Genomic DNA, 22,391 nt, shown 5'->3' with positions numbered 1-22,391 from the left:
TTTTTCTTGTATGAGTGGCGATGGGCCGCGTGCAGGTAGCTGCTGTCAGCGGCGCGTATCAATCAGTAGGGGCGTCTTGCCGCTGTGCCGGTTTCGGGCGAACTGCTCGACGGCACAATGCTCGACATCCAGCGTGAGCAAACCGGTCTGCACCAGCGTGATCAGCGTCGAATAATTCTGCAGTCGTCGGTGGGCTTCGGCCGGTTCCAGAGGACAGCGCAGTCGCATGCGTTCCAGGCCGTCAGGGCCGTGATCGAGGACCAGCTGAAACGGCGCTTGCAGGTGTTGCGCCAGCGTCGCCAGTGAAATGAAATCGGTGCCGATGCGCAGCAGCTTGCCGTGGCGTTGCAGCAGTTCGAAGCGCGGCGACGTCAGGCCGCAGGCACACGGGCCGGGGAGCCAGCGTCCGCTGTCGCCGATGTCATAGCGCTGCACGGACTGGCCCTGGCGTGCGCGAGTGGTCACCAGCAGTCGACCGGGCTCGCCGTCACTGACCGGCGTGTCCTGAGCGAAATCGACGATCTGCAGATGCTGGATTTCGCTCATCAGGTGAAAGACGCCATCAGGCGTGGCATGGCACGCATGACCAATGGGACCGGCGTCGACGCTGCCGTAAATCGCCGAACGGATCAGGCTCACGCCGCAGCTGTGCAGCAAATCGCGGGTGGGTTGACTGAGGTGTTCGCCGCCGAGGAAGACTTTTTCGATGCCGCCATAACGCCGCAGCGTTTGCTGCTCGTTGAGAAACAACCGATGCAGGGTGGCGGGCATCCCGATCAACACGCTGATCTGCTGTTGCTCGATCATCTGCGCGATCTCCCGGTAATCGTCATCTGCCGGCGCGCCCATTGGCCAGTGCCGGGCCTGCAGTTGCTCCAGCACCTTGGCAAAACTGGAGAAGCCGCCGTATAGGCCGCCACTGAAGAACAGGTTCATCACACGATCCCGCGCCGGTTCCAGGCCGGCCGCCAGCAAGCCATCGGCGGCCGCCTGCATCTGGCGCTGGAAGTCGTGGTAACTGAAGCCGGAAAGCGCCGGCGTGCCGCTGCTGCCTCCGGAGCGAAAATACAGCTGCGCCTGCGGGTGCGGCGGTCGATCGATGAAGGCTGTCTTGTCCATGATCGGCACACCGGCCAGCGCGGGTGGCGACGGTTGGCGATCCAGCGTGGCGTGGCGCGCCAGTGAGTTCGGCGTCAGGCTGACCGACACTCGACGACTCAGGCGCTGCAAGGCGTAGACGCCGTCATGGGGTTCGCCGTCGTAGCCGTCGTGAATGGCGTCGAGCGGGGCAATACGGGTGACACCGGCGGCGATCAGGGTTTGCGCCAGTTCGGTGATCTGCGCCTCAGGGCACAACAAGGCACAGCTTTGCAGGACGTTGCGCCAGGGCAGCAACGTAGCGCTGAGCAGCTCGCGGGGCAGGGGCTTGAGCAGCAGGCTGCGAAACAGCGCCGACGGTTCGAGCTGGCGATCATGGCTCCAGATCACGCGCCAGCCCGGCGCGCTCCAGACCCGACCGGTGTTCCCGGAAAAGCTCTGGGCCAGCTGCGCCATTGCCGTGCAGGTGGTGATTTGCGAAGCCTCTTCAAGCGTGGGTGTGAGGGCCGGCCATCGCCCGGCGCGGCGTTCGAATGCGGTGGCCAGTTGAGCGCCAATCTCGCTCAGCACGGCGGCATCATCACTGTCCACCAGCAGCCATTGCGGGCTGGAGCAGGCTTGCTGATCGAGGCGGCAGACTTCATCGACGATGGCATCGAGCACGGCGGGGCGGACCGCGTCCGGGGTCAGATAGGCGAAGCTGATGCGATGCCCCCAGTCGATCCAGCGACATCCTGGCGGTACGTGTTGGCGAATGGCGTGCAGCGCGGTTTCGCCACCCCACGCCGCGACACCGTTGGCGTGTCTGCACAGTTGGCCGATTTGTCCGGTGCTCGCCGGCAGGACTGCGACATAACCCTTGAGTTGACCGCTCGGATCGCATGCGAGCAATGCCTGGAGCAATCGCGCGGTGAGGCCACCGTCGCTGCTGCTGGGGCGCAGCCAGTTGACGTTGCCGCTCAGCAGACTCTCGATCACCGCACAAAACGCCAGCAGTGGCGCGTTCGCGGGCGTGATGTGTACCACCAGGCCCAATGGGCTCCAGCGCTCAAAGCGTGACTGGCGATAGTCGATGCGCCGCAGCGAATCAGGTTGCAGGCCGAGCTCGCGATCAAGCTTGGCTTGCAGCGCGGCAGGCTGGCAGAAATCGATCAGCGCCTGGCGTTGCCCGGCATCAAGCGGCAGGCCCGATGCGTGTTGTTGCAGGTGGGTGGCGAAGGCTTCGGCGGCTGCAAGCAGCGTGGCGGTTTCAAGTGGCGTCTGCAGATGTTGTGGCAACTCCACGTGAAGTTGCTGCAAGGCGCTGTCGAGGTCGCACTCGGTGTGCAGTTGTCCGTTGATCAAGTACATATCAGTGCCTCCCCAGCAGTTCGGAGGCAGCCATGGCGCAGCTCCTCGCGGCGGCGGTGCCGGCGCGGCCATGCAGTTGGAACCATTCGCTTGCCAGGCCGCAGTCGCAACTGGCGGCGGGATGCAGCGTGGCGAGGTCACTCATGACCACCGCATGCGCCGGACTGGAGGAAATGTAGGGCGAAACCAGATTCAGCAGTCCGCATTGCCCATAGGGCAGGACCGAAAAGTCCACGGCGCTGCGCACGTAAACTTTCGAATAGACCGGCACGTGAAAGCGGTGGTGGGCACACTCGATGTAAGGCACCGCGTGCTCGACGGCGCCATAACCATCGCGACAGTCCCGGGTACTGATGCCCAGTTGCTGCTGGATCCGCGCGTACAGCTGTTGCTTGGGGACTTCTTCGGAGGTGCGGGTTTTCCAGCCGCCGCCGAAAAATGCCAATGATCCTGCTGGCAGTTGCACATCCTGCACAGCCGTGGCGCGCATGCGTTGCAGGGTTTCCCAGAGAAACGCCGGGAAGCCGAAAATACGCACCGGCAGACCTTCTTCGGCAAACGCCTGCAGAGCCGCGATGACCCCGAACAGATCGAACTGGTGGCTGTCACCATTGCGTCGCAAGGCGTAAACCACCCGGTTGGCGGGGGCAAAGCCGCAAAGGAACTGATCGGTAAAGGACGTGCCCAGGGTATTGCACGGCTCAGGTTCGTAGCTCAGCAGCAGATAGTTGCAAGGTGTATGCGGTGTGATCCAGCCGTACTGTGCGAATATCCGCTCGACCATGTACTGCGCTGCGCCGAGGCTGCGCGCGTCATACCGCATGCGGCTCTTCTGCCCGCTGGTGCCAGAGGAAGTCAGCTCCAGAGCGTCCTCGCCCGTCGGGCTGAGCAGCAAATGTTGCTTGAAGAAATTGGCGAAAATCGGTGGCAGTTGCGACCAGTCGTCCAGCGTGTCGAGATCATCGGCATCGACCGAGTGGGCCTTCAGCCAATGGCCGTAACCGGGCGTATGGCGAGCGTGGAAGCGGGTGATTTCGCTCATGGCCTGATTGAACAGCCCCGCGGGTACGGAGTCCGGGCAATAGGGTTGCGGCAATGCGCAGAGCGCATCGCCATGGGGAAATAAATTCATCGAATATCCTTATTGATGTACGTTGGACGCGGCGGGTGCCGCAGGGTTGTGGCGCAGAATGCGGTAGAGCAGGGGCAGGCACAGCAGGCCGCCGGGGGCTGCCAACAGGCAGAAGGATTTCAGGTTGTCGCTGCCACCAACGGTAGCGATGAGCGAGCCGCCGAGGCCCATCACGGCAATCGACAGCATGCCGATCATGGCCGAGACCAGACCTTTGCCATCGGGGCTGGAGAACAGCGCCAGCCGGTACAACGCAGCGTTGCTCATGCCCAGTCCCAGCGCATAGAGGGACAGTCCGCCGACGGCCATTACCAGTGCCGCCGAACTCAGGGCCGCGCCGATCAGCATCAGCAGTCCGAGACAGAACGGCCACAGAGCCAAGCCAATCACCCGGACCAGTGTGTGTCTGGCGAGCAATCGATCCAGCAGCAGATTGCCGACGATCACCGCCGAGAACACCGGGATCTGCCACACGCCGTACGCCAGTGCAGACAGCTCCAGGCGCTGCATGAGCAATACCGGCGCCAGTCCGATCCAGGCAATCAGTGGCAGGCTCATCAGGCCCAGCGCCACGCTGCAGCCGACGAATCGGCGATTGCGCAGCAGTGTGAGGTAGCCCCGGCCGACTTGCGTGAGCGAAAACGACGCAGGGGCCTGCTGTTGGCCGTCGCGGCGCGTGACGCCTATCGTTTCCGGCATCCAGGCCAGCAGACCGAGCCAGACCACGGCACTGGCCAGCCCCAGACCCAGAAACATCTGCCGCCAGCTCAGCCATTCCAGCAGCAGGCTGCCGAGCAACGGTCCAAGCAGCGGCGACAGCAGCGCGACATTGCCGAGCAACGCCATGAGCCGCACCGCATCGGCCTCGCAGAACACTTCCTGCAACGCCGGATAGCTGACGGCAACGACGAACCCCAGACCCATGCCCTGAATCAGGCGCATTGCGTTGAAGGCCTCAATGCGCTGCGTCATCACCGCCGCGCTGCACGCCAGACCAAACAGCGCACAGCCGAGCAACAGCAGCCGGCGTCTGCCGTAGCGATCCGAGAGCGGGCCGATCAACCATTGCAGGCACACGCCACCCAGCAGATACAGATTGAAGGCATTGGGAACGTGGCGGGCATCGGCATTGAACTCGCCGGTCACCGTCAACATGGCCGGCATGATCATGTCGCTGGCCATGTAGGTGAGCAGTTCAAAAGCGGTAATGGCCAGGCAGAATCCAATAGTCTGCACGGGCGTCATTACGATCAAGGTTCTCTGCATAAACATCCCTGTTTCAGTGAGCGAGAAGGTTCACAGAGACTAGGGGCAGAGCTGTTGCAGCATCCAATGCTTTGCTGCGACATGAAATTTCAAATACTTACAGCGTATTTAAGTGAATCGACCTGCGCATTGAACAGTCATGATCGACGGTCGCGCGCAGCCAAAAAAATGCCCGCTGGCGGGCGGGCATGGTTTGCTCTGAGATGATTTTTACAGCGTCTCTTCCTGTGCTTTCAGACACACGGGAAGGCGAACAATCCTGTTCTAACGATGGTAATAACCGGGGCCTTCCTGATAACGATGGTGGTCGTCATGCCAGCCGCCGTGGGGGAAAATGATGCAGCCGCTCAAGGTCAGAACGGCAAGGACAGGAATCAGCCAGGTGATTCGACGGAACATTTCAAGGATCCTCATGGTTACGCCGGCATGAAGCCAAAACTCTTCATCGGCTGTAACATGAGACCGCGTTCAGCCACGCCCATCCCCGCAACACGGTATGTGCATGGCATGCAATCGGATACAAACCGGATACATTTGAAAGTTTCAGGAACCCGCAATGACCCAGAAGCAACGCTTGAAATACTCGATCCTGATCGCCCTGTCGGTGCTGGCGATCATGCTCGGCCTGTCCTGGCTGCAAAATGCCGGGATGATCAGTCAGAAGATGTTCCAGTACATCGCCATGGGTGTGGCGGTGGTCGTGGTGGTGATCAACGGGGTGATGCGCCGCAAGGTCAAACCCTGACGGCGATCGCGGGACGCTTCAATCGTGATTGAGCACGGCAGCAGCCTGTGGATGCAGGCTGTAACTCTTGTCCGGGTTGAAGGTGACCACACCTTCGGCACACAGACGCTTCAACACTTCGCGCACGCTGAGAAAGGACAACGGAATATCCAGGTCCAGCAACTGGCTGTGCACACCGCGCACGCCCAGGCGTCGATCGCTTTGCGCGGCGACCAGCAGGGCGTCGATGACTTTCAGGCGAATCAGGCTGGTGCGCAGGCCGAAGCTTTTCAGCAGCAGGCGAATGCGCTCATTACCCAGGCGTTCGGGGCTGGGGGCGAAACTGCTCGCGCGGGAACTCATGGCAGCTCCTTGTGACGCCTGGCTACCGTCCGTTGGTAGTTGCGAGTTGTACATGGGGTTACTCCTTTTCAGAGCCCGATCAGGAAACGTTTTGACTGCTCTCAGTAAACAAGACGTTTCAGCACGACAAATCATGAAAGGAAATATGTAGAAATTTTGTCGGTTATTCGTTGTTTTCCCGTAATCAGTGGATTGCACCCTCGTCAATCGGGCTAAATTTTTTTTCCCGCATTCGTTTCCTGAACAGCCGTCTTGCGCCCAGGCGCATGAATCAATTTCAGAGCGGATCCGGCGCAAGCGCCGATCCTTGTCTTGTCGTTCAGGAGCGAGTGTGATTATTTCCCGACAGTTAACCGGACTGGCCCTCGCCGGTGCGTTTCTCGGACTCAGTCTGTCCGCCCATGCCTTCAGTCCCGCAGCACAGGCCAGCGCCGATATCCGTCGCACCTCCTTTGGCGTACCGCACATCCGCGCCGAGAACGAGCGCGGCCTGGGTTTCGGCATCGGTTACGCCTACGCGCAGGACAACCTGTGCCTGCTGGCCAACGAAATCGTCACGGTCAATGGCCAGCGCTCGCGCTATTTCGGGCCGGAGCAGTTCACTGTCGAACAGCGCGAGAATCGCGTCAGCGATCTGTTCTTCACCTGGCTCAACACTCCCGAAGCAGTGAAAGCCTTCTGGGACGCGCAACCGGCGCAGGTGCACGATCTGGTGGAAGGTTACGCAGCGGGTTACAACCGCTATCTGGCAGAGCGCCGCCAGCAGGGGCTGCCGCAACAGTGCCAGGGGGAGTGGGTGCGTGATATCGCCGCCGAGGATCTGGTGAAACTCACTCGACGCCTGCTGGTCGAGGGCGGTGTCGGGCAGTTCGCCGAAGCCCTGGCAGGCGCGACGCCGCCCCAGGCCACGGCACAGCTCGGCAGCAATGCGCAGGCCTATCAGTTGGCGGATGCACGCCTGCAGCGCTTCGCCCTGGATCGCGGCAGCAACGCCGTGGCGGTCGGCAGCGAACGCTCGTTCAACGGGCGCGGCATGTTGCTGGCCAACCCGCATTTCCCATGGGTCGGCGGCATGCGCTTTTACCAGATGCACCTGACCATTCCGGGCAAACTCGACGTCATGGGCGCAGCCTTGCCGGGGTTGCCGATGATCAACATCGGTTTCAATCAGCACCTGGCCTGGACCCACACCGTGGACTCGTCCAAGCACTTCACCCTGTATCGCCTGCAACTCGATCCGAAAGACCCGACCCGCTACCTGCTCGACGGCAAGTCGCTGCCGTTGAACAAGCAGACGGTCACTGTGCAGGTCAAACAGGCGGATGGCCAAGTGGTGCCGGTTTCGCGCGATGTCTACAGCTCGCAGTTCGGCCCGATCGTGCAATGGCCGGGCAAACTCGACTGGGATCATCAGTACGCCTACAGCCTGCGCGACGCCAACCTGGACAATGATCGCGTGCTGACGCAGTGGTACGCGATGAACCAGGCGTCGAGCCTCAAGGATCTGCAGGATTCGGTGCACAAGATTCAGGGCATCCCTTGGGTCAACACCTTGGCTGTGGATGACAAGGGACAGACGCTGTACATGAACCTGTCGGTGGTACCGAACGTCAGTGCCGACAAACTGGCCAAATGCAGCGATCCGCGCATCGGCTTGCAGATGATCGTGCTCGACGGTTCCAACAGCGCGTGCGCCTGGGACATCGATCCGCAAGCTGCGCAGAAGGGCATTTACGCCGCCAGCCAGCTGCCGCAACTGTTGCGCAAGGACTTCGTCCAGCACTCCAACGATTCAGCGTGGCTGGCAAACCCGGCACAACCGCTGACCGGATTCTCGCCGCTGATCAGTCAGGACGGCCAGCCGCTGGGCCTGCGTGCGCGCTTTGCGCTGGAGCGTCTGAGTACTCTGGGCAAAAAAGGCCCGCTGGCGGTGAAGGATCTGCAACAGATGGTGATGGATGACAACGTTTATCTGGCGTCTCAGGTGCTGCCCGATCTGTTGAAATTCTGCGCAGGGGATCTGGGTGCGGACGCGGCCGCGTTGAAGCCGGTTTGCGCCAGCCTCAAGGGTTGGGACGGTCGGGCGAATCTGGATTCGGGCATTGGCCTGGTGCATTTCCAGAACATCATGCAGGCATTGCAACAGGCGCCGGATGTCTGGCGCGTACCGTTCGATTCAAAAGACCCGCAACACACGCCACGTGGTCTGGCGATCGAGCAACCGGCGGTGAGCAAGGCACTGCGTGAAGCGCTGCTGGCGTCGGCCGCCACGGCACAGAAAATGGGCCTCAAACCTGAAACCCGCTGGGGCGATATTCAGGTGGTGAGCAGCGGCGCTCGACAAACTGCGATTCACGGCGGCCCGGGAACGCTGGGGATCTACAACGCGATCCAGAGTGTGCCGCGTGAAGACGGCAAACTCGAAGTGGTCAGCGGCACCAGCTATCTGCAAGTGGTGACCTTCGACGACAAAGGCCCGCACGCTCAAGGGCTGCTGGCGTTCTCGCTGTCGAGTGACCCGGAGTCGAAATACTCTCGCGATCAGACCGAGGCATTTTCGAAAAAACAGTGGAGTGTGCTGCCGTTCACTGAGCAGCAGATCGCCGCTGATCCGCAGTATCAGCTGCAAACCGTTCGCGAGGTGGCGGGCAAGAGCGCCGAGGTGGTTGCGCAGTAAGTCAGCCTGAACGAAAAAGCCGCTGCTCCCTGAACGGGGACAGCGGCTTTTTTTTGCTTGTGTGTCTCAACTCTTCGGTGGCTGCCGCGGCATCGAGTTGATCACCGGATCACCCTCGGTATTGCGCGTCAGATAGACCGGCAGCACCTTGGGCAGGGTGTTGACGAGGCCGCCGAGTTCTTTGATGTTGTAGACGCCGCCGACGCGGATCGCGCCGGTGTTGGCGTCGGCCAGTTTCAGCGGTTTGTTCAGGTAGCGATTGATCAGCGGCAAGGCGTCGTTCAGTGCCAGGTTGTCGAGTACCAGTTTGCCGCTGCGCCAGGCCAGGGCGTTGTCGTTGGCGTAGGTCTGGCTGATCTGCGGCATGTAGTCGCCATGCCGGTACTGCGCCTGCATGGCCGGCCCCAGGCGCAGACCGTCGCCGGGCAGGGCGGCGTTGCTGGTCACCAGCACCGAGCCTTCGATCAGATTGACCCGCACCTGATCTTCGTAGAGCCAGACATTGAAGCGGGTGCCGGTCACGCGGATCTTGCCTTCGCCGGCCCTGACCACGAACGGGTGGGAGAGGTCATGGCTGACTTCGAAAAACGCCTCGCCTTTTTTCAGGGTGACTCGGCGTTCGTCCTTGTAATTGCTGAAGGTCAACTCGGTATTGAGGTTCAGCTCGACCTGACTGCCGTCCTTCAAGGTGACCTGACGGACATTGTCGGTGGCTTCGAAGTGCTGATAGCTGTTGGGCAACCAGCCCAGGTTCCAGCCGCTGTAGGCCGCCAGTGGCAAGGCCAGCGCACAGACACTCGCGGCAATTGCATAGCGACGCCAGGCAGGCAGCGGTTTATTCAGCGGCACACTCGGCGGCGTCTGCGGACGTGGCAAGTGTTCGGCAACGTCCCAGATTTCCAGCATCGCTTCATATTCGAATGCATGCAGCGGATGCGCATCGCGCCATTGCTCGAAAGCCAGTCGCTCCTCGGCGGAGCAGTCTACGGCGTGCAGACGCATGCACCAGTGCGCGGCGGCATCGGTGATCGCATCGTATTCGGCTTCCGAGAGGGATTCTTGGGTCATTGACTCGTCCTGATTTGCTGCATTCTAACCTTGCAGGCGTTGCGCCGAGAACATCCGTCATGGCAATTGCCCATCAAAGTGGAACTTATTTTTCCGTCAGACGCCCAAAAACAGGACATCCGAGGAACATCATCCACAAATGGAGTGAAAAAATGATCAAAAAAACCTTAGCCGCTGCAATTGCCACCGCCGCTCTTTTCAGTGCCGGTGCCGCCATGGCCGATCGTCCCGGTGCAGGCTGGGTCACCATCGAAAAGGCAATCGAGATCGTGAAAACCAAGGCCGGTTACGTTGAAGTCTATGAAATCGAGGCCGACAATGACGGCTACTGGAAAGGTGAGGGTCGCAAGGCCGACGGTTCGGTGTATGAATTCCGAATTGACGGCGCCTCGGGCAATGTATTGCGTGACCAGAAAGACTGATTCCATCCCGCGATAAACAATGCGCAGGCCAATGCCTGCGCATTTTTTTGCTTAGTTGAGCCCTTCGTGAGGCTGGACCACCGGGTCGAGTTGGCGGCCCATTTCGCAAATCAGGAAAGCGATGGAATCGGCATTACTCAATATCGTGTCGATCCTTGGGTGCGCATTCGTCGGGCTGAGAAATGCCGTTCGCGCCTCTTCCAGATTCGCGGTATGGGTGGTCCTGAGAATTTCCCTGCGCACATGACCCATGCCCGGCGTCTCGTCGACATCGAGCCATTCCTTGAATTCTTCGCTCCAGCGCGAAAACAGTTCTTCACGAGGTGTGGACAGTGACAAGGCTTCGCGCTGGAATTGCGTTTGTGCCTGTTTCTGGGCCGCCCCGTAGCCGGTGACTGTGGCAATCAGATCCGTAAACGGGCGGCGGGCTTCCAGGGTCGCGATGTCCACGGTCTTGCCGAACTGGTGAGAAAACTCGTGGATCAGCGTTGCCGCCCGTGCATGCCCTTCGACATTGAAAGGCTGGGTAAGACCGTTTTTGTACCAGTCCAGCCCCTGATTGAAGAACTTCTCGGTGAAGTGCACTCGTTGGAGCAAATCCTCGCCCAGTACAAAGGCAATGACTCCCGAGTTGCGGTGCTTATTCGAGCCGACGACAAAGCGACTGGTATTCATCAGATCTTCCGTGGGGTCGACCAAGGCATCACAGATCGGCACGATGGCCAGCTTCAATTTGTCGAGAATGTCGGCATCCAGGCGTTGCACGCCAAAAAAGCTTTTGAGAAAAGTATCGAGGCGAGTACCGGGCGCGTAGTTTCTGAGCTGGGCAAGATTGTGCAGGCTGTTGAACGCGTAATGCCGGGCCAGATCAATCGCCTCGATGATCATGCGCGCCTTTTCCGGGTGTCTGGCGCGGATTTCATCCATGCCTTGCGCCTCGATATTCAGCCAGTGTCGGGTTTCGCGATCAGTCGCAAAGCGGTTGTACATTTTCGACAGGCCTTTGCCGAAATGCACGGTATGGCGATCCGGGTCCAGCACCAGTTGCCGGGAAGCGGTGTGTTGCAACACCGGACCTGGCTGCTCGGCGCCCTTGATTTGCCAGACGGCTCCCGGCCGCTCCACGGGATAGACTTTGCCGGCAATGGGGGCGTAGGTCGCTTTGGTTTTCAGGTCCTGATACGTGCCCTCGGCTGCATTGTGAATCAGCTCCTTCAGCGCGACCGTCGAAGCTTCAAATGTCTGCAGCGAGGTGCGCAACGGGTCGGTCGGCTTTGTCTGTGCAAGGACGGGAGCGCTCAGCGTGGTTGGCTGCGGTGCTTGCGGCGCTGCCACAGCTTGAGATTCCAGACGTGACTCCAGTGCCAGTCGCCCGAGACTGATCATCTGCGCTGCGCCGGCGACAAAGGTTTGCAGCGCACGTTTCCAGTGGTGATCCTGCAACGCTTCGGCCGAGTCCAGAAAATCCCGGTAGCTTTGCCAGAGAAACTGCACATAGGCGAGTTTGCCCGGCAGCAGGCCCCGGATCTGCTGGATGCCTGAACTGAACAGATTCTTCGCGGCGTCCCAATCCGCCTGCGCCGATGGCAGCGAATGGCTGCTCAGCAAGTGGGGTAACAACGCCAGATTGTCGTCGAACAACTGCAGCAGCAAGTTGCCGTCGACCGGAGTGGTGGCCAGGGTCATCTCGTTCGTCTGGCCGCTGCTCGCCTTGAACAACGCGCTGAAGATCGAACGTTGACTTTCCGGCAAGCGGCGCAGCAGCACGTCCTGCAGTGAGCCCGGCGTATTCAGCGCGGCGATCACTGCCGCCTCGCTCTCGAACTCACTGAATGCGTGCTCTCCATGGTAGGGCGCATAAAGTACTTGAGGGCCGGGTTGTCCCGCAGGGCCGATCAAGTACAGCCCCAGCGCCCTGATCGCTGATGCCCCGACGGTCTTGATCAGCGCCAACGGCCGGACAATCGCATCGGCCCCTTGCACGGTGGCGCGAGCGACGGCATCGGGCATGTCGAGCGCTTGCGAAATCAAGTCGAAGGCTTTTGTCGACAAGCGTTGTTGCAGTTGTAGCTGATGGGCATGCTGCAGCAGTTGCCAGGGTAGTTGCCGGAGGAAACGCTGCTTGCGTTGTCCAGCATCGACGCCATCCACAGACAACGCCTTGGTGATTTTGTCGGCAAATGTTGTCGCTACGTTCAAGGACAACAGCAGGCTTCTGACCGCTTGCTGGTCGAGTCCCGTCGGCAGCGCCTGTTCGGTGCTCGAACTGAGGGTGAATGCAGTGTCCTGTGCAACATGCGCATGGTTCAAGGCGAAATCGGTCAGGCTCATCGCCGACCCGATCAGGCTCAGCGCCGGAGTGACGATGATCTGCTCGGGGTCGAGAGCCTGCCTCTGCAAGCGGGTGCTCAACAGCGTTTGAAGCGTCTGCCTGATGTAATCACGCAAGGTTGGCAGCGCATGGAGATAATCCTCGTCGTCAATGACACTGAGGCGCCACTGTTCCAGCAGTTCCAGGTGCAACTGCTGCTCTTCAAGCGTGGCCATTCCCAGCCAGGCAGGCAGTGAATGCTGCTTGCCGAGTGCCTGCGCCAGAGCGGTGGCACGTTGCAGATTGGTCTCGACGACTTGCTCACTCAACGTGTTGAGGATCCGGGTTTCGCGCGGCGTTGGCCATTGGCGGCCCCGCACCTGATCACAGCGCTGGAGAAAGTGTTCGATCGCTGATTCGATACGATCCTGGAGGACATTACCGCTGATCAGCTGTAAACGTCCCAGCGTGTAGTGTTGATGGAACCTCTGGTGCAGGGGTGAAAGGTTTTCCAGCAGCACCAGGCGTTTTTGCGGATCCAGCAGCCGCTGGTTCAAAACCTGTCTGGCCTGTTCGATCGAGCGGAAGACTTCCAGGCCCAGAGCCGGTGTCCACAAAATCGCGCGTCCCGAGTGCTGCGTATCGAGGCCACCGCGTTCCGTGAGCAGGACGCAGTTGGCCAGCGGCAGCATGTCGCTTTGCCCGGCGAGCTGTAACGTCAATGCCCAGGCGTCCGGCCGAAACCCGTTGAGTGCCTTGCGGCGGCTGCGATCCGGGTGATCCGGATCGAACACGGTGTCGACCAGGGCTTGCTGATGACGGCTCAGCGTTCCGTTCAGGACTCTCAACCGTGCTTCGCCATTGATGCCGACAGACAGGGCGTGTGCCAGTTTCGCGGCGATGCCCAGCAGATAGGTGCGCTGCAGCGCCGTGACGCTCAGTGGCTGGGCGGCGAAGTCTGCGGCGATGGTCGGCATGATGCTGGCGAACTTGCGCACTTCGGCTGCGGCAGTGTCTGCCAGCACCCTGGAAGGCAATGGGTTACCGGTGAGCATCGGCCGGGTGCTCCAGCGCCCGCGGGCATCCAGTGGCACAAGGCGCTCGTGGAGCATCGAACGGATGTCCAGGGCCTTGTCGAACAGCGCGCGGATATCCACGACGCCGTCGCTGTGCCGGTACAACTGCAAGGCATAGTCGATGTTCTGTCGTTGCTTGGTGATGATCAACTCGAGCAGGACGCTGAACACGTCTCCGGCAATCGATTGGCCGGAAACCTGTGGCTGGTCGAAACCGAGGAAGCGTTGGCGCTCGTCGAGACTCAACAGACCATAGAGTTCGTCTTCGTGCCCGGGGCTGGCGAACTTGCCGAGCAGCATGAATTTGAGATCTGCGTAGTCCCTGAGCACCTGCAAGCCGTGCGTCGGGGTATACAGGCAGCTTTCGGAATGGCCGATCATCAGCGCACCGGCCAGTTCCACGAAGTTTGCCTGGTGCTCCCATAAACGCACGGTTTCCACGGCCGCGCGAGGTGCCAGACTTTCATTGAAACCCAGCGAGGTCAGCAGGCTGTCGAATTGACGCTGATCGATGATGCCGGCCTCGCGTTTGAGCAAAAAGTCCGCCAGCGCCTGTTGCCGAATGATCTGCGCAAATACGTCGCGTCGCGAGGCCCCGTCAGTGCCGGGCCCATTCCAATAGCGCTCCATTTGCTGGTACAGCAACACCAGCAGTTTGCCTGAAGCCGTGGTGACGGCTGTCTCCCAGTGTTGCTGATCACTGGCCAGGAAAGTCCGGCCGGGGTGCGAAAACTCATGGGTCTGGCCAATCGGCCATCCGGAGTGGCGATAGTGCAATAGCAACGCGTCGCCAAGCGACAGTGCTTCGAGCTTGCGTCGTGAAGGAAGGTCGCTCGATGCCGGGCCGGTTGCGGTTGCGGTTGCGGTTGCGTACAGATTCACGCGCGTGCGGGTCTGGTCGACGTCGCGCATCGTTGGCGTCAGCAGTTTGTCGACGATGGTCTGGAGCAGGCTGCCAAGCTCGGGCAGTTGCATCAGCTCATCGAGCATCGCCTGCGCGTTGAGCTGCTGGCAGTGCTCGATGGCGGCGCGTTGATCCTCGAATATATCGCCCTCGATAAGCTGATAGGTCACGCTGATACCGTGCCGTTCTGCCAGTCGTTTGCGGTGGGAAAGGGCGAGAAGCGCCAGCAGCCGATCGTCCTCACGGGCACTGTTCAGATGCTGTTCCAGATGCGCAGTCAGGCTGGCGAGGCTGGCATGTTTTTTCAGCCCGGCAAAAGGCGTGTACAACAGAATGCCGCGATCATCCGGGGTGGCGCTGAGGATGAAGCTGCCCGCCAACGGCACCGCTGGTGCGCCTTCGGTGTTGAGCAGGATGCGCTGGGCAAGCATGGGCGGGGTCTGCTGACTGCGCAGGGCATGGGTCGCCAGTTGCACGTGACTCAGCCATCGGAAGTCAGCGCTGGACATGTGATGGAGGTGGCCGAGTTCGCGCCACGATCCGGGGGAGTTGAGCATGGGCTGGAGCAGCAGGGGAGGAGTGGGTGCAGGCATCATCGGGTCTCGTTCAGGGCACCGGCCGGTGCACCGGTAAATTGAGACACGAGACTAAAGACCGGGCAGATAGCACGGGTGGTACATAGTTACCGCACAAGCGGCAGCGCAATGTGCTGGCAGCGACATGCCGGCACCACAACGGTTGACAGCACCCGTACCGGGCGTGGTTAATCGCTGGGCAAGCTGTTCGTACGCTGTTGTTCCCTCCAATAATTAGTCTGGAGCTTCAGATGTCTGCGCCACACGATTCCGTGTCTTCCCCCGTTGCGTCCACACTCTCGCTCGAAGCGCTGACGCAATTGCTTGAAAAGGTTTTCCTGCGCCACGGTACGTCGGCGTCCGTCGCCCGCACTCTGGCTGCCAACTGCGCCGGTGCCGAACGCGACGGTGCGCACAGTCATGGCGTGTTCCGTATCCCCGGTTATGTCTCGACACTCAATAGCGGTTGGGTCAATGGTCAGGCTGTGCCGCAAGTCGATGATGTGGCTCCGGGTTTTGTGCGGGTTGATGCCGGCAACGGTTTCGCCCAGCCGGCGCTGGCCGCTGCTCGGCCGCTGCTGGTGGAAAAGGCGCGCAATGCCGGGATCGCTGCATTGGCAATTCGCAATTCCCATCACTTTGCGGCGCTGTGGCCGGACGTCGAACCGTTTGCCGAGGAAGGACTGGTGGCGCTCAGCGTGGTCAACAGCATGACCTGCGTGGTACCGCATGGCGCTGATCGGCCGCTGTTCGGCACCAACCCGATTGCCTTTGCCGCGCCGCGGGCCGGTGGTGCGCCGATTGTGTTTGATCTGGCGACTAGCGCCATTGCTCACGGCGACGTGCAGATTGCTGCGCGCAAAGGTGAACGTCTGCCTGCCGGAATGGGTGTGGACGGTCTCGGTCAGGCGACGCAGGATCCGAAAGCCATTCTTGAGGGCGGCGCCCTGTTGCCGTTTGGCGGCCATAAAGGCTCGGCGCTGTCGATGATGGTCGAGCTGCTGGCGGCGGCGTTGACCGGGGGCAATTTTTCCTTCGAGTTCGACTGGTCGAACCATCCGGGGGCCAAGACCCCGTGGACCGGGCAGCTGTTGATCGTCATCGACCCGAGCAAAGCTGCCGGGCAGAGCTTTGCCGAGCGCAGCGAAGAGCTGGTGCGGCAGATGCATGGAGTGGGGTTGAAGCGCTTGCCGGGTGATCGCCGGCATTTGCAGCGGGCCAGATCGCTGGCCGAGGGGATCGTGCTGGATGAGCAGACGCTGGCGCAGTTGCGCGAATTGGCCGGGGAATAATTGTCAGATAACCAATGTGGCGAGGGAGCTTGCTCCCGCCGGGTCGCGAAGCGGCCCCCCTTTGTCTGTTTGAGAACAGGGGGACTGCTGCGCAGTCCAGCGGGAGCAAGCTCCCTCGCCACAGGTTTTTTGTCAGACGTCGATCAACGACGACCGAGCAGCAGGCCCACCACCAGACCGAAACCGGCGGAAATCGCCACGGTCTGCCATGGATGGCCGCCAATGTAGCTCTCGGTGGCCTCGACCGCCGGTTTGGTGCGCTCACGCACGCTCGACACGGAATCCAGCGCCTGTTGCAGTTTCAGGGCGATTTGTCCGCGCAGGGTCTCGGCTTCTTCGCCCACCAGTGAGGCGCTGCTCTTGAGCAGTTTGTCGGACTCTTCGATCAAAGCCTGAAGTTCGCTGAATGCCTGATCCTTGATTTGGTCTTCGACGGCTTGCACGCGGGATTTGCGGGCCATTGGGTGACTCCTTGCAGATGGATGAACAGTGATCAATGGAGTGTGGCGCTGACTGAAAAGTTGCACTGATTTTAGGTGCGAAAGAAAAACCTGCGCCGGAGATTTCCTTCGAGCGTGTAAGATGTCGCCATTTTACGCAGCAGGTATTTCCCCATGAGTTTCAATCTGGCCGACAAATCCCTCGCCGAGCGCGCCGCGCTGGAAGACGAGAAATCCCGTCTGTTCGAACTCTGGCAGAACAATCTGGGCAAAGCCAAAGGCGAAGCCGCGCGGTTGTTCGGCGAACGCTCCAAGCGCAAGGGCAAATGGGCCGAGTGGGTGCGCGCCGAGCTTGATGGCATGTCCCCGCCGGAATTCGCCAACATGGTGCGCAGTGAGGTCAATCGACTGATGGCGGCCAACAAGTAACAGCGCCTCAGTCGGTGTTGAAGCACCCGACAATCGCCTCACGCACCTTGATCACCACCGGATCGATCTGCGTGCTGGTGCGCCAGCCCAGTTCGATCGGATAGCGCGGCAACGCCAGCGGGCAGGGCAGCAGCACCAGTCCGCTGAGCTCGGCAATGGCCTGCGCGGCATGGCGGGGGATGGTTGCCACCGCGCCGCTGCCCTTGAGCAGATGCGGCAGCGCGGCAAAGTGCGTGGTCGAGGCGCAGACCCGCCGGCTCAGACCCAGCGCCGCCAGGCCTTCATCGGTGATGCCGATAAAACCGCCCGAGGACACCAGAATGTGCTCGCGGGCGACGAACTCCGGCAAATCGATGTTCTGTTGGCCGGGCGCCAGACTGCCCGGATCGACCAGACACGCATAATCCCCTTCACCCAGTACCTGACGGCTGAGCAGACGCTCGGCAAAACCACCGGCGGTGATCGCCAGGTCGATGCTGCGCTCCATCAGCGCGCGGGCGACGATCTGACTGTGGGTCTGGCGGAAGATCAGCCGCAGCTTTGGCGCGCTGCGAGCGATGGCTTCGATCAGGCGCCGGCCATAAGCGATTTCGAAATCATCCGACAGGCCCACGGTGACTGATCGGCCGTCATAGTGGTGGGCCGCCGGATCGACCATCGCCAGGCTCTGCCGACATTTGTTCAGCGCCTCGCTGACCACCGGTTTCAGTTGATTGGCCTTGAGCGTCGGCGCCAAGCCACGGCCGGTGCGCACGAACAACTGATCGCCATACACCTCGCGTAACCGGCGCAACGCCGCGCTGACCGCCGATTGCGTCACGCCCAGACGCAGCGCGGCGCGGCTGGCGCTGGACTCTTCATGCAGGGCTTCGAAGACTTTCAGCAGGTTGAGGTCGACGGTTGCGATATTCATTTGGCTCATATCATTCAGCAGTGAATCGGTCTTTATTCATGATCCCGCGCCACCGCAGAATCGGCAACACTTGAACCCGATGGAGTGACCGCAATGCCCAAATCAATCGTCGCCGCCCTGCAGATCGGCGCCTTGCCCGGTGGCAAGGCTGAAACCCTGGAACAGATCCTGAGCTGGGAAGACGCGATCAGCGAGTCCGGCGCGGCGTTGGTGGTGATGCCTGAAGCGTTGCTCGGCGGTTATCCGAAAGGTGAGGGCTTCGGCACGCAGCTGGGTTATCGCCTGCCCGAAGGCCGCGAGGCCTACGCCCGCTACTTCGCCAACGCCATCGATGTGCCGGGAGCGGAAACCGAGGCACTGGCCGGTTTGTCGGCGCGCACCGGGGCCAATCTGGTGATCGGCGTGATCGAGCGTGCCGGCAGCACGTTGTATTGCACGGCGCTGTATTTTGATCCGCAGGCGGGGCTGGTGGCCAAGCATCGCAAACTGATGCCGACCGGCACCGAACGGTTGATCTGGGGCAAGGGCGATGGCTCGACGCTGCCGGTACTCGACACTCAGGTCGGCAAACTCGGTGCGGTGGTGTGTTGGGAAAACATGATGCCGCTGCTGCGCACGGCGATGTACGCCAAGGGCATTGAAGTCTGGTGCGCGCCGACCGTGGACGAGCGCGAGATGTGGCAGGTCAGCATGCGTCACATCGCCCACGAGGGCCGTTGCTTTGTGGTCAGCGCTTGTCAGGTACAGGCCTCGCCGAACGAGCTGGGTGTGGAAATTGCCAATTGGCCGGCGGACCGTCCCTTGATTGCCGGTGGCAGCGTGATTGTCGGGCCGATGGGCGATGTGCTGGCCGGGCCGCTGCGTGGCGAGGCGGGATTACTCACGGCTGAGATCGATACTGACGAGCTGGTGCGGGCGCGCTATGACTATGACGTGATCGGCCACTATGCGCGGCCGGATGTGTTTGAGCTATCGGTTGATGAACGGGCCAAACCGGGCGTGCGTTTCACCGCATAACTTCGGGCTGATTGAAAAACCTGTGGGAGCTGGCTTGCCAGCGATGGCGGACTGTCAGCAACGACGATGTTGGCTGATGCGGCCCTATCGCTGGCAAGCCAGCTCCCACAGGTATTTATGAGCGGTTGCAAAATTGTGTATTTACCACGTCGCAGCAGTGGCCTTTGGCAAACTCAGCTTGCCACTGTCGACAAAACGCATGGTGCCGAACACGCCGCCCGCAAGTTTGCCGCGCAGCACGTAGGGCAGGTTGTCGAGGGTTTGTGTCTGGCTCAGGCCGAGGGTCTGGCGCAGGACAGAAAATGCGGAAACGCTGACTGGCACGCTGACCACGGTTTCCGAGAAGCGCGGGATCGAGCCGCTCTGATCGCTGACGCCCGAGGCCAAGGGACGGCCATTGACCTCCAGATCCAGGGCAATGCCGTTGTAATCGATGGCCGTCTCATTGGGGTTCTGCACCCGCAACTTGATCGCGAAACGCACTTCCAGATCCTGGCTCGGCAATGGTTCGAGGCCGACCACGTTGATGTTCACCGGGTCACGGTTGGGAAACAGCGCGCAGGCGCTCAGGGACAACAGCAGCAGGGACAGGATGACGGCGTGGACGCGGCGCATAAACAGTCTCTCAACAAAAAAGGGCTGAACCGTTGTCGGCTCAGCCCTTTTTTCATGGCGCAGCGATCAGCGGTTCAACTGTGCGACCGCCGCTGCCGATGCAGGTTCAGCTTTGGCCGGCAGATCGGGGTTTTCCATGACCTGCAGAATCGACGCTTCCGGATCGAAATCGTCTTCTTCCAGCTCAATGAATTCTTCCGGCAGGAAGATATTCAGCACGATAGCGCACAACGCACCGACGGTGATCGGCGATTCGAAGATGTTACGCAGCGCTTGCGGCAACTCGCGCAGCACTTCCGGCACGGCGGCGATGCCCAGGCCCATGCCCAGGGAGATTGCCACGATCAGCATGTTGCGCCGATGCAGGCCGGCCTCGGCGAGGATCTTGATCCCGGCCACGGCCACGGTGCCGAACATCACCAGTTCGGCACCGCCGAGCACCGGTTTGGGCATCAGTTGCAGCACCGCGCCGATCATCGGGAACAGCCCCAGCAGCACCAGCAGGCCGGCGATGAAGAACGCCACGTAGCGGCTGGCGACGCCGGTCAGCTGGATCACGCCGTTGTTCTGCGCGAACGTGACCATCGGCATGCTGTTGAACACTGCCGCCATCGCCGAGTTGAGGCCATCGGCGAGCAGACCGGATTTGATTCGGCGGATGTACAGCGGCCCCTTGACCGGTTGCCGCGAGATCATCGAGTTGGCCGTCAGGTCACCGGCTGCTTCCAGCGGTGAAACCAGGAAGATCACCGCCACTGGCACGAACGCCACCCAGTCGAAATTGAAGCCGTACTTGAACGGCACCGGCACGCTGACCAGCGGCACTTCGGGCATCGAGGCGAAATCCACCGTGCCCATCAGCCACGCGACTACGTAGCCGAGGGTCAGGCCGATGACGATTGCGCCCAGGCGCAGAAACGGCACGTCGACCCGGTTCAGCACAACGATAGTGCCGATCACCAACGCGGCCAGAAACACATGGCTGGCGGCGCCCAGATCGGGCGCGCCGAAGCCACCGGCAATGTCGGTCATCGCCACTTTGATCAACGACAGGCCCATCAGGGTGATGATGGTGCCCGTGACTACCGGAGTGATCAGCATCCGCAGTTTGCCGATGAACTGGCTCAGCACCACTTCGATGAACGCGGCGAAAAAGCACACGCCGAATATCGTCGAGAGAATTTCATCGGTGCCGCCGCCCCGGGCCTTGACCATGAACCCGGCGCTGAGAATCACGCTGATAAAGGAAAAACTGGTGCCTTGCAGGCACAGCAGCCCGGAACCGACCGGGCCGAAACGCTTGGCTTGAACGAACGTGCCGAGGCCCGAGACGAACAGCGCCATGCTGATCAAGTACGGAATTTCACTTTGCAGACCGAGGGCACCGCCCATGATCAGGGTCGGGGTGATAATGCCGACGAAGCTCGCGAGCACGTGTTGCAGCGCGGCGAAGACGGTTGCAGTCAGGTGCGGACGGTCGTTGAGGCCGTAGAGCAGATCGTTGTTGCGCGGGACTTTTTCAGAGGCGGTCATGGTGTTTTGCGCGCCGCGAGGCGGGGCCGGGTCAGAAAATGGAGGCGCAGGATGCCGGAAGAGGACGGCGAGGGCAACGAGCAAAAATTGCCTGAAAGGTCAGGTTTTATTGGTGTTGGCGGCACCCGCGCGCACTGACACACATTGTTGTGGCGAGGGAGCTTGCTCCCGCTGGGTTGCGAAGCAGCCCTCTGCATTATCCAGTCAACGGTTTTTTACGACTGCTGCGCAGCCGCACGGGAGCAAGCTCCCTCGCCACAAAAGCTTAGAGGTCATGCAAACGCGCTGAGCAAATCCTCCTCAAACGCCTTCTGCGCATCCCCCGGCACCTGCGCGCGATGCCGGGCCAGATGAAACGCCACCTCGAAACTCAACTCACCGGGTCGCAAAGCACGCAACAAGCCTTTGTCCTCCCAGACCCGCGCATAGTGATCCGGCAGATAGTCGACATGCTTGCCGGAGAGAATGAAGGCGAGGGTGCCCTCGACCTGTTCCGAACGCGCGGAAAAACGCTTATCCGGAAACGGCTCGCCCGTGCGCATGAATCGATATGGATGATCCACCCGGTCGCAGGCCTGCAATGCCGCATCATCCGGCTCATCGACGCTGAACAGTGGATGCCCCTGCGCGCAATACAAATGCTGGGTTTCCCGGAACAGTTCGCGGTAATCGAAAGCGCTCTGCACCTGCGAGAAATAACCGATGGCCAGGTCCAGACGCTGTTGCAGCAGCAGGCGCTCCATCTCTCCGGGCATGGCGCTGATCAACTCGATGCGCACCGACTCATCGCGCTCGCGAAAGCGCCGGATCGCCTCCGCCACTCGCAGCAGCACCGACTGATCAAGCGCCTCGGACAAGCCCATCCGCACTTCACCAATCAGCCGTCCGGCGACGCCGTTGGACTGATGCCGGAAAGTCTCGATGGATTGGAACAGTGTGCGAATCGCGATAAGCAATTGCTCACCCTTGGGCGTGACGCTGAAACCGCCCTTGCCACGGCTGCACAGGCGATAGCCGAGGCGGGTTTCGAGCTTGGCCATTTGCTGGCTGATGCTCGACTGGCTCAGACCCAGTTCACCTTGCGCCGCGCTGAAGCCGCCGCACTCCACCACCCGTACGAACAGGCGCAGCAACTGCAGGTCGACATCGTGAAGCTGACCGAGCATTACATTACTCCCGGATAAAG

General features: G+C 61.0%; 18 protein-coding genes. 6 read left to right on the top strand and 12 right to left on the bottom strand.

The genetic code is table 11. From position 1 onward, the window contains the following. Positions 1-45: 45 nt before the first annotated feature. From ACU680_RS06860 to ACU680_RS06845, 4 genes are all read right to left on the bottom strand, one after another. Positions 46-2,448, bottom strand: coding sequence for an aldehyde dehydrogenase family protein (locus ACU680_RS06860; RefSeq protein WP_448179035.1), 2,403 nt, complete (start codon positions 2,446-2,448; stop codon positions 46-48). A gap of 1 nt (position 2,449) precedes the next feature. After that, positions 2,450-3,580, bottom strand: a complete 1,131-nt coding sequence (locus ACU680_RS06855) for a LuxE/PaaK family acyltransferase (RefSeq protein ID WP_448179034.1) — start codon at positions 3,578-3,580, stop codon at positions 2,450-2,452. 9 nt (positions 3,581-3,589) lie between these two features. Next, positions 3,590-4,846, bottom strand: a complete 1,257-nt coding sequence (locus tag ACU680_RS06850; protein WP_448179033.1) for an MFS transporter — start codon at positions 4,844-4,846, stop codon at positions 3,590-3,592. 264 nt (positions 4,847-5,110) lie between these two features. Further along, positions 5,111-5,245 (bottom strand): hypothetical protein, encoded by a 135-nt coding sequence (locus tag ACU680_RS06845; RefSeq protein ID WP_007961861.1) that lies wholly within the window; start codon positions 5,243-5,245, stop codon positions 5,111-5,113. Positions 5,246-5,402: 157 nt separating this feature from the next. Between ACU680_RS06845 and ACU680_RS06840 the strand changes: the two genes are divergently transcribed. Further along, the gene (locus ACU680_RS06840) at positions 5,403-5,591 is read left to right on the top strand and encodes a hypothetical protein (protein WP_007961862.1); all 189 of its coding nucleotides are present in this window, start codon (positions 5,403-5,405) and stop codon (positions 5,589-5,591) included. Between the two features lie 18 nt (positions 5,592-5,609). On the opposite strand, the gene ACU680_RS06835 is transcribed toward ACU680_RS06840, so the two are convergent. Then, positions 5,610-5,987 carry a fe2+ zn2+ uptake regulation protein gene (locus tag ACU680_RS06835; protein WP_045122207.1) on the bottom strand — a complete coding sequence of 126 codons (378 nt, stop codon included), beginning with the start codon at positions 5,985-5,987 and terminating at the stop codon, positions 5,610-5,612. A gap of 277 nt (positions 5,988-6,264) precedes the next feature. On the opposite strand from ACU680_RS06835, the gene pvdQ reads away from it, so the two are divergent. Next, entirely contained in the window at positions 6,265-8,610 is a 2,346-nt protein-coding gene (gene pvdQ, locus ACU680_RS06830) for a bifunctional acylase PvdQ (RefSeq protein WP_448179032.1), read from the top strand. A gap of 66 nt (positions 8,611-8,676) precedes the next feature. On the opposite strand, the gene ACU680_RS06825 is transcribed toward pvdQ, so the two are convergent. After that, positions 8,677-9,678, bottom strand: coding sequence for a FecR family protein (locus tag ACU680_RS06825; protein WP_448179031.1), 1,002 nt, complete (start codon positions 9,676-9,678; stop codon positions 8,677-8,679). A gap of 152 nt (positions 9,679-9,830) precedes the next feature. Here ACU680_RS06825 and ACU680_RS06820 point away from each other — a divergent pair, with 152 nt between their 5' ends. Then, complete coding sequence (locus ACU680_RS06820) at positions 9,831-10,100, top strand: PepSY domain-containing protein (RefSeq protein ID WP_007961867.1); 270 nt, start codon at positions 9,831-9,833, stop codon at positions 10,098-10,100. 51 nt (positions 10,101-10,151) lie between these two features. Here ACU680_RS06820 and ACU680_RS06815 read toward each other — a convergent pair whose 3' ends face one another. Further along, on the bottom strand, positions 10,152-14,984 hold the full coding sequence (locus ACU680_RS06815) for a hypothetical protein (RefSeq protein WP_448179030.1): 4,833 nt from the start codon (positions 14,982-14,984) through the stop codon (positions 10,152-10,154). Positions 14,985-15,217: 233 nt separating this feature from the next. Here ACU680_RS06815 and ACU680_RS06810 point away from each other — a divergent pair, with 233 nt between their 5' ends. After that, entirely contained in the window at positions 15,218-16,258 is a 1,041-nt protein-coding gene (locus ACU680_RS06810) for an Ldh family oxidoreductase (protein ID WP_448179029.1), read from the top strand. 143 nt (positions 16,259-16,401) lie between these two features. Here the strand turns inward: ACU680_RS06810 and ACU680_RS06805 are convergent, their stop codons facing one another. Then, the gene (locus ACU680_RS06805) at positions 16,402-16,719 is read right to left on the bottom strand and encodes an ElaB/YgaM/YqjD family protein (RefSeq protein ID WP_007961870.1); all 318 of its coding nucleotides are present in this window, start codon (positions 16,717-16,719) and stop codon (positions 16,402-16,404) included. Between the two features lie 153 nt (positions 16,720-16,872). Here ACU680_RS06805 and ACU680_RS06800 point away from each other — a divergent pair, with 153 nt between their 5' ends. Beyond that, the gene (locus ACU680_RS06800; RefSeq protein WP_003224595.1) at positions 16,873-17,127 is read left to right on the top strand and encodes a hypothetical protein; all 255 of its coding nucleotides are present in this window, start codon (positions 16,873-16,875) and stop codon (positions 17,125-17,127) included. A 7-nt stretch (positions 17,128-17,134) separates the two neighbouring features. On the opposite strand, the gene ACU680_RS06795 is transcribed toward ACU680_RS06800, so the two are convergent. Further along, positions 17,135-18,049 carry a LysR family transcriptional regulator gene (locus tag ACU680_RS06795; RefSeq protein WP_258674431.1) on the bottom strand — a complete coding sequence of 305 codons (915 nt, stop codon included), beginning with the start codon at positions 18,047-18,049 and terminating at the stop codon, positions 17,135-17,137. Positions 18,050-18,133: 84 nt separating this feature from the next. Between ACU680_RS06795 and ACU680_RS06790 the strand changes: the two genes are divergently transcribed. Continuing rightward, entirely contained in the window at positions 18,134-19,057 is a 924-nt protein-coding gene (locus tag ACU680_RS06790) for a carbon-nitrogen hydrolase family protein (RefSeq protein WP_007961872.1), read from the top strand. Positions 19,058-19,198: 141 nt separating this feature from the next. Here ACU680_RS06790 and ACU680_RS06785 read toward each other — a convergent pair whose 3' ends face one another. The 3 genes from ACU680_RS06785 to ACU680_RS06775 form a co-directional block, all read right to left on the bottom strand. Then, positions 19,199-19,672 (bottom strand): LEA/WHy family protein, encoded by a 474-nt coding sequence (locus ACU680_RS06785; RefSeq protein ID WP_367084609.1) that lies wholly within the window; start codon positions 19,670-19,672, stop codon positions 19,199-19,201. 66 nt (positions 19,673-19,738) lie between these two features. Continuing rightward, complete coding sequence (locus ACU680_RS06780) at positions 19,739-21,205, bottom strand: nucleobase:cation symporter-2 family protein (protein ID WP_139055892.1); 1,467 nt, start codon at positions 21,203-21,205, stop codon at positions 19,739-19,741. Between the two features lie 272 nt (positions 21,206-21,477). Further along, complete coding sequence (locus tag ACU680_RS06775; RefSeq protein WP_448179028.1) at positions 21,478-22,371, bottom strand: LysR family transcriptional regulator; 894 nt, start codon at positions 22,369-22,371, stop codon at positions 21,478-21,480. Positions 22,372-22,391: the final 20 nt, after the last annotated feature.

It is taken from the genome of Pseudomonas sp. LF020 (genome assembly GCF_053456425.1).
This window is presented reverse-complemented; position numbering and strand designations above follow the sequence as displayed.